Raw genomic sequence first — 15033 nt, 5'->3', positions numbered from 1 at the left:
ATGCTCTGAAGACAAAGCCAGTGCGCGACTACGCAGTTTGCTTTAACGATTGTTGCGTTAACCACAGGCGGGTATCGAACTCCAGTTGATGATACTGAGGCTCCATATGACAGCACAGCTGGTAAAACGCTTTGTCGTGCTCTTTTTCTTTCAGATGCGCCAGTTCATGAACGACGATCATGCGTAAAAAAGGTTCAGGGGCATTGCGAAACACGGTGGCAACGCGGATCTCCGCTTTGGCTTTTAGCTTACCGCCCTGCACGCGAGATACGGCGGTATGCAGCCCCAGCGCATTCTTCAGAACGTGTATCTTGCTGTCATACATGACTTTATTCAGCGGCGGGGCATTACGCAGGAACTGATTTTTCAGATCCTGAGCATATTGCCAGAGCGCTTTGTCGGTCGCGAAATCATGCGTCCCCGGATAGCGCTTCTCCAGCACTGCGCCCAGACGCTGTTCAGCAATCAGCGTTCTCACCTGAGAAAGCAAATGTTCCGGGTAGCCCTGGAGATAAGTTAGTTGGTTCATCTTTGCCCATGCCAATCATAAAAAGTGTATACTCACGCACCCTTTTCAGGGATACGCCGAAATTTTACCATTCAGGAGGGCCGATGAGCCACATAGACAACGGTTTCCGTTCGCTGTCACTTAAACGTTTCCCGGAAACGGATGACGTTAACCCGCTGCTGGCGTGGGAAGCGGCAGATGAATATCTGCTGCAACAGCTGGACGATACCGAGATTAGCGGCCCGGTGCTAATCCTGAATGATACCTTTGGCGCGCTGGGCTGTGCGCTGGCGCAACATTCGCCGTACAGCATTGGCGACTCCTATCTCAGCGAGCTTGCCACACGCGAGAACCTGCGTCATAACGATATTGCCGAGTCGAGCGTCAAATTCCTCGACAGCACCGCTGAATATCCGCAGGCGCCGGGCGTGGTGCTGATTAAGCTGCCAAAAACCATGGCGCTGCTGGAGCAGCAACTGCGCGCGCTGCGTGAAGTGGTGACGCCGCAAACGCGTATCATCGCCGGGGCAAAAGCGCGTGATGTGCATACCTCGACGCTGGAGCTGTTTGAAAAAGTGTTGGGTCCAACCACCACCACGCTGGCGTGGAAAAAAGCCCGTTTAATCAACTGTACGTTCAGCAAACCTGAGCTGGCCGCTGCCTCGCAAGTGCTAAGCTGGAAGCTGGAAGGTACCGAATGGACTATCCATAACCACGCCAACGTCTTCTCCCGTACCGGACTGGATATCGGCGCGCGCTTTTTTATCGAGCATCTGCCGGAAAACCTCGAAGGGGAGATTGTTGACCTCGGCTGTGGTAACGGTGTCATCGGTATGACGCTGCTGGCGAAGAACCCGGAAGCCAGCGTGGTATTTGTTGATGAATCGCCGATGGCGGTGGCTTCAAGCCGCTTGAACGTGGAAAGTAACATGCCTGAAGCGCTGGATCGCTGTGAGTTTATGATCAACAACGCGCTGTCGGGCGTCGAACCGTTCCGCTTTAACGCCGTGCTGTGTAACCCACCGTTCCACCAGAAGCACGCGCTGACGGATAACATTGCCTGGGAGATGTTCCACCACGCTCGCCGCTGCCTGAAAATCAACGGTGAGCTGTACATTGTGGCTAACCGTCACCTTGACTACTTCCACAAGCTGAAGAAGATTTTCGGCAACTGCGTGACCATCGCCACCAATAATAAATTCGTGGTGCTAAAAGCGGTCAAAACCGGTCGCCGCCGCTAATCGTGTGTGCCGGATGGCGGCGTGACCGCCTTATCCGGCCTACGAAATACATACTGTTAAATTTCCAGCGCCAGCGTCGTCCCTTGGGCAATAGCGCGCCGGGCATCCAGCTCCATCGCCACATCGCAGCCGCCGATCAGATGTACCGTTTTACCTGCCGCGTGGAGTGGATCAACCAGTTCACGGCGCGGCTCTTGTCCGGCGCAAATCACCACGTTATCCACGTTAAAGATCAACGGTTCGCCGTTCAACACGACGTGTAACCCATCATCATCAATTTTCTGATAGCTAACTGCCGGGATCATTTTCACGCCGCGTGAGAGCAGGGTGGCGCGATGGATCCAGCCCGTCGTTTTCCCTAAACCTTGTCCCGGTTTGCTGGCTTTGCGCTGCAACATCACTATCTGGCGCGGGCTGCGGGATAAGTGCGGGCCTTCCAGGCGTAAGCCGCCAGGCTGTTGCAGGCTGGTGTCGATCCCCCATTCCACGCAGAATTCCGCAATGTTTTGGCTGGTGGGCTCACCGGGCTGGCTCAAATACATGGCGGTATCAAAACCGATCCCGCCGCAGCCAACGATCGCCACGCGTTTGCCCACCGGCATTTTATCGCGCAGGACGTCGAGATAGCTCAGCACTTTAGGATGCGCGATCCCCTCGATCGGTGGCATACGTGGCTCGATCCCGCTGGCGAGGATCACTTCATCGAAGGGGTACAGATCGCGTGCGCTGACAAAGTGATTCAGCTTCAGCGACACGCCAGTCACATCGATCATCCGGCGGTAGTAGCGCAGGGTTTCATAAAATTCTTCTTTGCCGGGGATCTGCTTAGCGATATTAAACTGCCCGCCAATCTCGCTATGCGCGTCAAACAATGTCACGTGATGACCGCGTGCGGCGGCATTAATGGCGAAGGCGAGGCCTGCAGGACCTGCTCCGACAACCGCCAGATTTTTCGGCACAGTGGCGGCAACGATCGGCATTTTGGTCTCATGGCAGGCGCGCGGATTCACCAGGCAAGAGGTGACTTTGCCGATGAAGATCTGATCCAGGCAGGCCTGGTTACAGCCGATACAGGTATTGATCTCATCCGCTCGCCCGGTTTGCGCTTTTGACAGCAGTTCGGCATCGGCGAGGAACGGACGGGCCATCGACACCATATCGGCATCGCCACGGGCCAGAATGTCATCGGCGACTTGAGGATCGTTAATGCGGTTGGTGGTGACCAGTGGGATCGTCACATGCCCTTTCAGCTTACGTGTCACCCAACTAAACGCACCGCGCGGCACCGGGGTGGCAATAGTGGGAATACGCGCCTCATGCCAGCCTATACCGGTGTTAATAATGGTCGCCCCTGCGGCTTCTATCGCCTGCGCCAGTTGGACGGTTTCGTCGAAGGTTCCGCCGTTTTCCACCAGATCGAGCATCGACAGGCGGAAGATAATAATAAAGTCATTACCGGCACGCTGGCGTACCGCGCGCACCACTTCCACGGCAAAACGCATGCGGTTGGCATACTCGCCACCCCACTCGTCATTGCGCTGATTGGTGCGCAGAGTCAGGAATTCGTTGATGAGATAGCCTTCCGAGCCCATCACTTCGACGCCATCATAGCCCGCTTCCCGCGCCAGTTGAGCGCAGTGGGCAAAATCTTCAATCAACTGCAGTACCTCATCGTGCGTCAGCTCATGCGGCGTAAAGCGGTTGATTGGCGCCTGAATGGCAGAAGGTGCCACCAGATGCGGCTGGTAGCTGTAACGCCCGGTATGCAGGATTTGCAGGGCGATTTTGCCGCCTTCGTCATGCACCGCGTCGGTAATGACGCGATGATGTGCAAGCTGGCTGGTGTCGTTCAGCATCGCGCCGCCTTCCATCCCCACGCCGGAAAGCGCAGGCGCAATACCTCCGCTCACAATTAACGCTACGCCGTGACGGGCGCGTTCGGCGTAGAACGCGGCCAGCCGTTCTGCACCGTCGGGATACTCCTCCAGCCCGGTATGCATTGAACCCATCAGCACGCGGTTTTTAAGCGTGGTGAAGCCTAAATCGAGCGGGGCGAACAGCGACGGATAGCTCATAAAGGTGTCCAGTATGTAAAATTATTGTTATGTGGTCGGATGAGTTAATAATTTAGCCGTCGCCGCGTAAAAGGGAAAAGGGGAATGCCGTGATTGTGATGGGATTCAAAAAATGCCCCTGCGGACGCAAGGGCAAGTGGGTCAGAACGCCAGTCGTTTACCCAGACCGTCAAAGAGGTGCAGGTGCGACTCTTGTACGGTGAGCGTAAGTGGTGTATCCGGCATGAAGCTAAGCTGTTGAAAAGACTTCAGGCACACGGGGTGGCCGGCTAAATCCAACCACACCAGCGTGGAGTCGCCCTGTAATTCACACAGCCGGGTACGCCCTTGCAATGTGAAATCCCCGGTCTGCTGGTACTGCATATGCTCCGGGCGGATGGCGACAAACAGTTTGTCCCCGTCGCTAACGCCTGTGGGCTGACGGGTGAGGCGGAAGACGAGGTTATCGGCGATATGCAGAGCGCCTTCACGCCATACCGCTGGCAGAACATTGATTTTCGGCGTGCCGATAAACTCAGCGACAAACAGGTTTGCCGGGGTGTTATACAGCTCCAGCGGCGTGCCCACCTGCTCAATTTTTCCCTTGTAAAGCACCACGATGCGATCGGCCAGCGTCATCGCCTCCACCTGATCGTGCGTTACATAAATCATGGTGTTTTTCAGGGTGTTATGCAGGTGCTGGATCTCCTGGCGCATCCCGACCCGCAACGCGGCATCCAGGTTAGACAGCGGTTCATCAAACAGAAACAGTTCCGGTTGCTGGACAATAGAACGCCCGATCGCCACACGTTGGCGCTGCCCGCCGGACAGATTCTGCGGCAGCCTGTCCAGCATCTCTTCCAGCTTCAGCATGCTGGCGGCGTGAGCGACCCGCTTATCAATCTCGGCGGCGGGCGTGTTGATATTACGTAAACCGAATGACAGATTTTCCCTGACGGTCATATGCGGGTAGAGGGCGTAGGACTGAAACACCATCGACAGGTTGCGTTTGCCCGCCGCAAGTTTGGTAACCTCTTTTCCCCCCATCACCAGTTTACCGCCGTCGGGGATTTCCAGTCCGGCGATGATCCTCAGCAGCGTGGATTTCCCGCATCCGGAAGGGCCAACCAGCACAATGAACTCCCCGGAGGCGATCTCCAGCGACAGATTTTCAATGATGGTGTTCTTGCCCCAGGCTTTATGAATATTACTCAGGCTTAGCGCGGTCATAACCTCTCCTTGTCAGAATCCCAGGCTGCAATCAGCGTTAAAAGTTCATCGGTTTTGCGCGCCAGCAGTGCCGTATCCGCGCGGGTTTCTACGTTCAGGCGCAGCAGCGGCTCGGTGTTGGAGGCGCGTAAGTTGAAGCGCCAGTCAACGAAGTTGATGCTCAACCCGTCGCAATCGTCACGCAGGCCGCCGGCTTGCTGATAGTGAGCGGCGATGGATTGCATGACCGATTGCGGATCGGCCACCGTCAGATTGATTTCGCCGGAAACCGGAAAGCGCACCTGGGCGTGTTCGATATACGCCGACAGCGGACGGCTGTCGCTGCCGATAATTTGCAGCAGCAATACCAGTGGGATCATCCCGCTGTCGCAATAGCCAAAATCGCGGAAGTAGTGGTGGCCGCTCATTTCTCCGCCGTAGACCGCGTCCTCTTCGCGCATCCGCGCTTTGATAAAGGCGTGCCCGGTTTTGCTGATGACCGGGATTCCGCCGCAGCGAGTTACAACGTCCAGCGTATTCCACGTCAGGCGCGGGTCGAGAATGATGTGACTGCCTGCGGAGCGTTGCAGGAAGTGCTCGGCGAACAGGCCAACCAGGTAGTAGCTCTCAATAAAGCGGCCACACTCATCAAAGAAGAAGCAGCGATCGAAATCGCCGTCCCAGGCGATGCCGAAATCAGCCTGATTCTCGATAACCGCCTGCTGGGTGATGAGGCGGTTTTCCGTCAGCATCGGATTCGGCACGCCCGCCGGGAAATGACCGTCCGGCTGATGGTGCAGGCGAATAAACTCAATCTGAACGCCCGCACGGGCCAGTCCGTCGGCGATCGCGTCAAGCGCAGGCCCGACGGTGCCATGTCCGGCGTTGGTCACAATACGTAGCGGGCGAGTCGGCGGATGCTGAAGGAAGCGCAGCAGGCAGGCAATCCAGGCGGGGCGATTATCATAAGGGATGAGGCTGCCACGATGGACGATCGGAGCAAAGTCATTGCGCTCCGCCAGCGCTTTTATCTCCAGCAGGCCGTTGTCGTTACTGATCGGACGCGCCTCTTCACGCACCAGCTTCATCCCATTGTACTGCGCCGGGTTATGGCTGGCGGTAATCTGAATGCCGCCGTCGGCACGCAGTTCCCGGGTGGCGAAATAGATCTCTTCGGTGCCTGACAGACCAATGTCGATAACATCCACGCCGCTGGAAATCAGCCCGTCGGTCACGGCGGATTTTAACGATTCCGAGCTAAGGCGAATGTCGGCGCCGATCACTACCCGGCGCGGATGGCGCCAGGCGGCGTAAGCGCGACCGATGCGAAAGGCGATATCCGGCGTCAGGTTGACGCCAACCTCACCGCGAATGTCGTAGGCTTTAAAACAGGTTAGTTCATCCATAATCTACTCTTCTGTAATTAATGAGTCAGGCTGACTCCCGAATGATGAGCTGGTAAGGCAATTCATAGTGGGTCACCGGTCCTCTGGTGAGCAGCAATTTGACGGCCATTTCCCCTTTCTTTTCCGCGTCTTGCGCGATGGTGGTCAGGCGTATTCCCGCCACCTCAACGGCGAGATTATCGAAACCGGTAACGGCAACCCGCTGCGGAACCGCCAGCTGCTGCCGTTGGCAGTAGTGGATCGCGCCGACGGCGAAGCGATCGGAAAGGCAGATAAGCGCAGTGATCTCCGGATGGGTTTCCAGTAACGCTTTGGCCGCCTGTTCGCCGTGTTCTTCATCGTGTCGGGTTTGATACAGCCAGCTCGTATCAAGGGCGAAGCCGCGCTGCTGGAAAACCTCCCGGCAGGCATTCACGCGGGAGAGCATCAGCAGGTTGTCGCCGGTGACGGGGGCGGTCAGATCGCACATTCCCTGCGCCGAGGGCTGTGACGGAAAGGCGATGATGCCGAAATGTCGATGACCTTTATCGGCCAGATAGTGGGCAATATCGCGCATGGCGCAGGCGTTATCGATGGAGACGCTGCTGTGGTCGGGAAACTGAAAATCGAGCGTGACCACCGGACGTCCGTGAGCCAGCGCGTGCTGGATCATGGCCGCATTGTTATGCGTGGCGTTGAGAATATAGCCATCAACCAGGGTGTTGAGCGGCGTCTGTTGCCGCTTACGCAAAGGGATCAAGACCAGATTGACGTTTTGTTCTTCACACTGGACGGCGATCCCCCGCATCAGCGCAATGTCGTGGGGATCGATAAACACGTAACTCATAGAGTCGTTGAATATCACGCCGATGGTGTCAGATTTACCGGTACGCAGCGCGCGCGCCAGCTTGTCCGGTCCCTGAAAGCCAAGCTCGCTGGCATATTGCAAAATTCGCTGGCGCAGCTCCGGAGATAATTTTTCCGGATTATTCCATGCGTTCGACACCGTGGTATGGGAAATACCCATAATTTTGGCCAATGATTTTATCGTAATACGTTTCTTATCTTTATTATCATTAACGTTTATTTTCATGTTTAATATATTTGCTGGGTTTATATATTGGCGTGAATTATTTATTTCTATCGTCCATTGCGTTGAACGTTGATGCAAAGTTTAACGTTAAACAAAAATCGTTTTGTGATTTGTTTAACGTTAAACATAAAAAGGGGGTGTTAATTTACGCTCCATTCAATAGCAGGGTAGCGGTAAATCAATACTTATTGAAAGTAAATGGAGAGTTATCGTGAGAGTTGTAAAATTAGCTAAATTAACAGCCTGTGTACTATTCGCATTTTGTATTTCTGGCTGCGGTCCGGATGATAAAAAATCCGCAGAGACAGCAAAAACGCCAATTAAAATGTGGGTGGCACCAAACGAAAATGAAGAAGCCTTCTGGAATACTATGGTTAAAGAATGGAATAAAGACCCGGCGCATACCCCGGTCGAATTTACGCCCATTCCTGCCGCCAGCAGTTCTGAAGAGGCAATAATGAACGCGCTGGCTTCCGGCACGGAACCCGATATTTCCAGTAATATCTTTATCGGTTTTGCCAGCCAGTTGGTGGAAATTGGTCAGCTTGAAGACCTGTCTAAAATGAGTGGTTTTAATGAACTCGTTAATAACCGACAGATGGGCAAAATTATTCCTGCCTGGCAATTAAACGGCGAGCAACACGTTCTGCCAATCTATATTAATCCTATCGTCTGGTGGTGGCGGGGCGATTTACTCAAGCAGTATGGTTTTGACCATGTTCCGACCCGTTATGATGAGCTTTATCAGCTGGCAGAGCGCCGGGCGGCGGATAATAACGGCTATGTTATCCAGATGACCGCCGGGAAAAACTGGTGGGAACGCTGGTTCGATTTTATTCCGCTTTATTATGCACAAAACGGCGGTAAACCTTACCTCGCAGGTCATCAGGCGACGTTTGCCGATCCTGCCGGACAGGCGGTACTGACCTTTATGGGGAAAGTCTTTAACAGCAAGTGGAGCAGCTACGACTTCACCGCCGCCGACGATCCGTTAGCGACTGGACAGGTGCTGGCGTCCGCGCGCGGTCCGTGGGATATCGCTCGCTATCACAAGCAGTATCCGGAGATCCTCAAAACGCTGCAAATTGGGCCGATGCTCACCGAGAAAGGCGACGCGCACCCGTATACGTTCGGCGACAGCAAAGGGGTGGTGATCTTCAGTTCCAGCAAGCGCAAAGCGCAGGCGTGGGCGTTTATTCAGTGGGTCTTTAACAACGCCGAGCACGACCGGAGCTGGCTGGAGTTGACCGGTATGCCGCCAGCACGCAGTGATTTAATGAGTAATCCGCTGTTTGTGAATTACTTTGAGAAAAACCCGCTGGAGAAGGCGATCGCATCTTACGTGGACGTCGCGCTGCCGCCAGCGGCCACTACGCAAACCACGGAGATTCAGCGCAGCATGACGCAGATGCTGGAGCAGGTCATTTTCAACCACGCCGATCCGGCAGCCACCCTCGATAAATCCGCGCAGGAAATTAACACATTGCTGGCGAAATAAGGGGAAAAAATGGCTGGATATGAATCCCGCACCGGAGGCCTGTTGGCCTCCACGTGGATCGGTTATTCGTTGCTGTTCTGGTTTTATCCGCTGTGCTGGCTGGTCGTGCTTAGCGTGACGAACTGGCAATTTATTGGCACGCCGACGTTTAGCGGATTACAGAATATCATTGGTGTGTTTCATGACGCGTTATTCTGGCAATCGATGTGGAACGTGTGCCGTTTTTTAATGTGGTATATCCCGATTGTCTTTCTTGCCTCGCTGCTGTTTGCCGCGGGATTACGAAAAATTAAGTACGGGAAAAGTTTTATTGCCCTGAGCTTTTTACTGGCGAATATCTCTTCGGGGGTGGCCTATTCCATTGTCTTTGCAAAACTGTTCAGCGAATACGGGCCGGTCAATCAATTTTTACAGGCCAGTTTCGGCATCTCTGTGCCCTGGTTTACCAACCCTGACTGCGCCATGTTATCCATTGCGTTAATTGTTACCTGGAAATTTGTCGGTTATTACGGGCTGATTCTCTATTCCGGGATGGTGGCGATCCCCGCGGATATTTACAGCGCGGCGCAGTTGGATAAAACCGGGAAGTTTAAGCAAAGTTGGGCGATTACCCTGCCGATGATGAACGCGCAAATCGTGATGGTGATGGTGCTGGCGATTACCGTGGCGTTCAGCATCTTTACCGAGCCGTATCTTATCACCGGCGGCGGACCGCTCAACAGCACCACCAGTCCGATGGTGGTGATGTATGAAGTGGCGTTCCAGAAAATGAAGCCAACCTGGGCGGCGACCATGTCGATTATCGTTGCGGCATGCAGTTTCCTCGCCATCTGGGTCTTCCGCAAAGTATTCGAAAAACATATCGAGATTGTGTGAATGAAGAAACTGACTCCTTTAACGCTGCTCATTCACGCCGTGATGTTTTTGCTGGCGCTCACCTGGCTTTATCCTTTTATCTGGATGGTGATCTCCTCGTTGAAACCGACGGCGCAAATCTACACGACCGGGCTGTTTTCCGGTCATCTGACGCTGGAGAATTACGCTTTTCTGTTCGATAACAGCAACCGGGCGGACAAACCTTTTTTGCGCACCCTGGTTAACTCGCTGTTCGTGTCGCTCACCATTACCGTCTGCGTCACGCTGACCTCAATGCTGGTGGGATATGCCGTCGCGAAAACCGAGTTTCGCGGCAAAAATGCGTTTCGCAACCTGTTGATTGTGCAGATGGTTTTCCCGGTCTTTATGTTCATCATTCCACAGTTTGTCCTGATGCGTGAACTGGGGCTGATCAACAGCTACGGGGCGATGATCCTGCCGTATGCGATGAGCGCCTGGGGCATTTTCATGGTTTCGCAGAGCTTTAAAGGCACGCCGAATGATTACCTGTACGCCGCAAGGCTCGATCACGCCAGCCTGTGGGGGATCCTGCGGCATGTGATGATGCCGCTGAATAAATCCATTCTGGCGATTGTCGCACTGTTCACCTTTTCCAGCTCATGGGACAACTTCCTCTGGCCGCTGATCGTGATGCGCGAAGTGGACAAAATGCCGTTTTCGGTGCTGCTCGCCACCTTCAGCAAATCCTACGGCATCTACCTGGGACCGGTGCTGGCGGGGTCGGTGGTGCAGATGCTGCCAATCGTTGTCCTGTTTATTCTGTTCAGAAAATACTTCCTCGAAGGCATGTCGTTATCACTGAAATAAGGAACGTGACGGTGAAAAAGCAACCGTGGTGGCAGGCGTGTACCTGCTATCAAATTTATCTGCCTTCGTTTTGCGACGGCAATAACGACGGGCTGGGCGATTTTCCGGGCCTGATTTCCCGGCTGGATTATTTGCAGGCACTGGGCATCGGCGCGGTGTGGATCACGCCGTTTTATCCCTCTCCGCTGGTGGATAACGGCTACGATATCAGCGATTACTGCGCCGTTGACGCCCGTTTCGGCACTCTGGACGATTTCCGCCGGGTGGTTGACGGCTGCCATGCCAGAGGCATTCGGGTGATTATCGATCTGGTGGTCAATCACGTCTCCTCAGAACATCCCTGGTTTTGCGATGCGTGGAATAATCCGGACAGCCGCTATCGTGATTATTTCCTTTTTCGCCGCCAGCCGAATAACTGGCGTTCTTTCTTTTCCGGCAGCGCGTGGACCGCTGAGCCAGACACCGGCGAGTTTTATTACCATAAATTCGCGCCCGGCCAGGTGGATCTCAACTGGGCCAACCCCGCGGTGGAACAGGAAATTTACCGGGTAGTGGATTTCTGGGTTACGCAGGGGGTGGACGGTTTTCGCTTTGACGTCATCAACTTTCTTACTACCGACGGCATTGGGCCTGATAACCCGGAAGAGAACGGCGAGCAGCGCCATGAATTTGACATCAATCAGCCGCGACTCCCGGAGACGCTGCAACGGCTGTGTGCCCATGTTCGGGCGCAGGGGGACTATTTCCTGATTGGCGAAATCGGCAGCGAAGACCCTGACGTGCTCAGCCGCTATCAAAGTCCGCAACTGATGGACGTGGTGTTTAATTTTAATATCGGCAGCCAGAAAACCTTTGATGTTTCCCGTCTTTTCAGCCAGTTAAAAACTACGCTGGCTGCGCAGTCGGGTTTACCGACGCTGTTTTTCTCCAGCCATGATATGTCGCGGATGATCAGCCGCTTTGGCGAAAACGAGCGCGATACCGGGCGGGCGCTGGCGGTGTTGGCGCTCCAGCTAACGGTGAGCGGCGTGCCGTTTATCTTCCAGGGAGAAGAGCTGGGGGTGACCGACTACCGTCCACAAACGGCAGAGCAGCTTTTTGATATACAGGGAAAAACCCATTACCGCACCGCCCTTGCCGCAGGCAGCAGCCCACAGCAGGCGCTGGCGCTGGCTATTGAACATTCGCGGGATGGTTCGCGCGCGCCGCTGCCCTGGCGCGACGCCCCCTTTGGCGGATTTTCCACCGTCGCGCCGTGGATGCCCGTCGGCGGCGATATCGCCCTGATTAACGCGGAGCGCCAGCAACAGGATGAGACATCGTTCTGGCATCAGTACCGGCTGCTGATCGCCCTGCGCCGCTGCGTTGCGGCGCTGCATCAGGGACAGCAGGACTCGCTTAACCTCACTGACGAATGCGTCTGGTTTACCCGTTCGACGGCGGCGGAGCAGGTCTGGGTCGCCATCAACTTTGGTGCGCCCGTTCGCAATCCGTGGCAGGAGATTGAGGCTGAAGTGCTGTACGGGGAGGACGCGCAATGGATTGGCAAGAATCAATGTTTGATCAAAAGGAGAGTACATGGACAGGCACAGTAAAAACCCGTTGATTACCCCGGCGGACGTGACGCCTTCACTGCCCGGCAGGAAGGTCGATTGTGTTTTCAATGCTGGCGTAACGGAGTGTGACGGGGAGATCGTTTTGCTGCTGCGAGTGGCGGAAAGCGTGATCAATTCCGACCCGCAGCAGCGTGTCGTACCGCTGTTGGAAAAAACCGATGCGGGCTGGGTACAGGCCACCGCGAGTTTCGATCGTCGCGATGAACGCTATGATGTCAGCGATCCGCGGGTGATCGTGCTGAAAAGCGATCCGGCGCGGGTGTGGCTGACCTCCATGTCGCATCTGCGTCTGGCGCGCAGTCGCGACGGGGTGAACTTCCGGATTGACAGCCAGCCGTTTATTATCGCCGATACGCAATATGAAGAGTTTGGCTGCGAAGATGCGCGGATCACCCGCATCGATGATACCGCGTACATCAACTACTCGGCGGTGTCGTCGCTGGGGATTTCTACCGCGCTGGCGGTGACCAAAGACTTTGTCACGGTGGAGAAAAAAGGGTTGATCCTCTGTCCGGACAACCGCGACGTCTGCTTTTTCCCGGAAAAGATCGCCGGTAAATATCACGCCCTGACCCGTCCGGCCCCGTGCCACTTCGGTCATCCGGAAATCTGGATCTGCGAGTCGCCGGATATGTTGCACTGGGGCAACCATCGCCACCTGCTGGGACGGTCCGGCGATGCCTGGGACTGCCGTAAATCAGGCGGCGGCGCGCCGGTATTAAAAACCGATCGCGGCTGGCTGGAGATCTACCACGGTGTGGATGCCGATCAGCGCTACTGCCTTGGCGCGCTGCTGCTGGATCTCAACGAGCCGACCCGCATTCTGGCGAAATCCCCGGTACCGTTGCTGGAGCCAGATGCGCCCTACGAGCGCGAAGGCTTCTTCGGCAACGTGGTGTTCACCTGTGGGGCGCTGATCCGCGATGAGACGCTGCACGTCTGGTACGGCGCCGCCGATGAGTGTGTGGCGCTGGCGACAATGCCGCTGGACAAACTGTGGCGGCATCTGGGGGTTAAATAAATGCCGCAGAGCGTCCTGGGTTGCTAAACCCGTTTCTGGCAGGGGACGTCGATTCACACGTTGTGGCCGCTGGTGGACGAATCTTTGCTGCAAATAATGAAAATACACAACAGAAGAGCAGGGCAATAAATGCCCTGCAAGTCTGTATATTTAATGTCACATTGTATTTCAGGTGCGCAAGAAAACAGATTGCGCTTATCGTTATTAATATTTTAATTAATATCTGACGCGGGGGCCGCCTCAATAGCTTTTTCTTCTTTGGTTAGCCCTTTGATGTATTTACTGTATTTCCACCAGGCAAAACCGAGGAAAATAACAATCCCCCCGACGTTATAGAAAATAATGGTCATGATGTTACCACCGGTCGGGAAGGTCGAGGCAATAAACCCGATGGTGAAGAGGACAATCAGCATCGATACCACAATAATGCCGGTTTTTTGCGAGCCCATACGGAAGTCGCGCGGTAAGTGGTCCAGTTTTGCGCGCAGATTCAGGTAAGCCAGCATAATAAACAGCGGCGGCAGCATCGATGCGGCGGCGGTCATGTTGATGATGGTGTTCATTAAATCCTGCACGGTATTGGAGCCGAGCGTTGGGATAATCATCAGCGGGATAACAATCAGGAACTGAATCCAGGCTGCGCGGGCCGGAACGCCATTTTCATTCAGTTCGACGGTTTTTTTACCGAAAATACCCGCCGGAATTTCAGAGAAGAAAATTTTCACCGGCGTTGCGGTCCACATCAGCAGAGAGCCGAACATCGCGGTAAAGGAGACCAGGCCGACAAAGCGGTTAACGATCAGTTCCGGCAGGCCAAAGTATGCCGCCAGGCCGTGGAATACCTGTACCGAACCACCGGTAAATTTCAGCTCTTTGCTGCTCACGAAGACGTTGATCAGTACCGAGGAGATGGAATAGAGCACGCCGATAAAAATCCCGGCAATGATAATGACCTTCACGAACGATTTGGACCCGCCCTTGACGTCGTTGACGTACACTGCCACCGACTCCGCACCGCCTGCCGCCATAAAGATCCAGGTGGTGATACCGAGGAAGGCCCAGTTAAAATTCGGGATCATTGCGTCTACGGTGATAGGGTCAGCAGGCTGTACGCCGCCAACCAGCGCAGTACCCGCCAGTAGGATGTAGGACAGGGTCAGCAGCAGCATCAATGTGGAGGTGACCGAAGTAATCGGTCCTAACATTTTTGCGCCGTTGGTCGAAACCCAGGTGGAGAAGGCAAACAGCACCATACTTAACACCGTGGTTGCGAACGGTGTCAGAATGTATTCGTAGCCTAAAAAAGCATATGAGGCGTAGGCGATAACACGGGGTAACAGCGAGGTAAAAAAGAACAGGTTAACGAACCAATAGGTGTAGGCGGTAATAAATGCCCAACGTCCGCCCAGCGAACTTTTCACCCATGCATAGACACCGGCTTCGGAGTTTTTATTCAGCGAAACAAATTCAGCGATGATTAAGCAGAACGGAATAAAGTAGAAGATCGTCGCGAGGAAAAACATCGGTGCGGATGCCAGACCCAGCTCAATATTATTGTTGATAACGTTATTAAAACTATAAACCGCGGCAAAGGTGAGTGAAAGTAAGCCGAACTTGCCGATGGTATTACGTTTGGTATCAGACATAGCACATCTCCGATTCCTGATTATTATAGGGTACTGGCGGCGCAACGTCGGCGCCGCC

General features: G+C 54.5%; 12 protein-coding genes. 6 read left to right on the top strand and 6 right to left on the bottom strand.

The genetic code is table 11. From position 1 onward, the window contains the following. Positions 1 to 28 precede the first annotated feature (28 nt). On the bottom strand, positions 29 to 529 hold the full coding sequence (locus tag OGV52_RS17650; protein ID WP_103767079.1) for a M48 metallopeptidase family protein: 501 nt from the start codon (positions 527 to 529) through the stop codon (positions 29 to 31). Positions 530 to 612: 83 nt separating this feature from the next. Here OGV52_RS17650 and rlmG point away from each other — a divergent pair, with 83 nt between their 5' ends. Continuing rightward, complete coding sequence (gene rlmG, locus OGV52_RS17645) at positions 613 to 1749, top strand: 23S rRNA (guanine(1835)-N(2))-methyltransferase RlmG (protein WP_279265474.1); 1137 nt, start codon at positions 613 to 615, stop codon at positions 1747 to 1749. 56 nt (positions 1750 to 1805) lie between these two features. On the opposite strand, the gene OGV52_RS17640 is transcribed toward rlmG, so the two are convergent. The 4 genes from OGV52_RS17640 to OGV52_RS17625 form a co-directional block, all read right to left on the bottom strand. Further along, a complete protein-coding gene (locus OGV52_RS17640) occupies positions 1806 to 3824 on the bottom strand; it encodes an oxidoreductase (protein ID WP_141875690.1) in 2019 nt (672 codons plus the stop codon). A gap of 141 nt (positions 3825 to 3965) precedes the next feature. Further along, entirely contained in the window at positions 3966 to 5033 is a 1068-nt protein-coding gene (locus OGV52_RS17635) for an ABC transporter ATP-binding protein (protein WP_287108863.1), read from the bottom strand. After that, positions 5030 to 6418, bottom strand: a complete 1389-nt coding sequence (locus OGV52_RS17630) for a phosphohexomutase domain-containing protein (protein WP_287108862.1) — start codon at positions 6416 to 6418, stop codon at positions 5030 to 5032. Before OGV52_RS17630 ends, OGV52_RS17635 begins: the two co-directional genes overlap by 4 nt. Before the next feature lie 25 nt (positions 6419 to 6443). Beyond that, positions 6444 to 7490, bottom strand: coding sequence for a LacI family DNA-binding transcriptional regulator (locus OGV52_RS17625; RefSeq protein WP_287108861.1), 1047 nt, complete (start codon positions 7488 to 7490; stop codon positions 6444 to 6446). Positions 7491 to 7701: 211 nt separating this feature from the next. Between OGV52_RS17625 and OGV52_RS17620 the strand changes: the two genes are divergently transcribed. The 5 genes from OGV52_RS17620 to OGV52_RS17600 are packed head-to-tail and all read left to right on the top strand — an operon-like array spanning position 7702 to position 13329. Then, positions 7702 to 8988 carry an ABC transporter substrate-binding protein gene (locus OGV52_RS17620; RefSeq protein ID WP_016154603.1) on the top strand — a complete coding sequence of 429 codons (1287 nt, stop codon included), beginning with the start codon at positions 7702 to 7704 and terminating at the stop codon, positions 8986 to 8988. Between the two features lie 9 nt (positions 8989 to 8997). Further along, positions 8998 to 9864 carry a carbohydrate ABC transporter permease gene (locus tag OGV52_RS17615; protein WP_016154602.1) on the top strand — a complete coding sequence of 289 codons (867 nt, stop codon included), beginning with the start codon at positions 8998 to 9000 and terminating at the stop codon, positions 9862 to 9864. After that, a complete protein-coding gene (locus OGV52_RS17610; RefSeq protein WP_016154601.1) occupies positions 9865 to 10692 on the top strand; it encodes a carbohydrate ABC transporter permease in 828 nt (275 codons plus the stop codon). Positions 10693 to 10703: 11 nt separating this feature from the next. Continuing rightward, positions 10704 to 12287: an alpha-glucosidase gene (locus OGV52_RS17605; RefSeq protein WP_287108860.1), complete on the top strand. Its 1584-nt coding sequence runs from the start codon at positions 10704 to 10706 to the stop codon at positions 12285 to 12287. Continuing rightward, a complete protein-coding gene (locus OGV52_RS17600) occupies positions 12271 to 13329 on the top strand; it encodes a glycoside hydrolase family 130 protein (protein WP_287108859.1) in 1059 nt (352 codons plus the stop codon). Before OGV52_RS17605 ends, OGV52_RS17600 begins: the two co-directional genes overlap by 17 nt. Positions 13330 to 13541: 212 nt before the next feature. On the opposite strand, the gene OGV52_RS17595 is transcribed toward OGV52_RS17600, so the two are convergent. Beyond that, on the bottom strand, positions 13542 to 14975 hold the full coding sequence (locus tag OGV52_RS17595; protein ID WP_016154598.1) for an amino acid permease: 1434 nt from the start codon (positions 14973 to 14975) through the stop codon (positions 13542 to 13544). Positions 14976 to 15033 lie beyond the last annotated feature (58 nt).

This window comes from Citrobacter sp. Cb041, from assembly GCF_030336655.1.
In the GTDB taxonomy this organism is placed as follows: domain Bacteria; phylum Pseudomonadota; class Gammaproteobacteria; order Enterobacterales; family Enterobacteriaceae; genus Citrobacter; species Citrobacter braakii.
The sequence above is the reverse complement of the archived record's forward strand: the minus strand, read 5'-3'. Positions and strand labels throughout refer to the sequence as shown.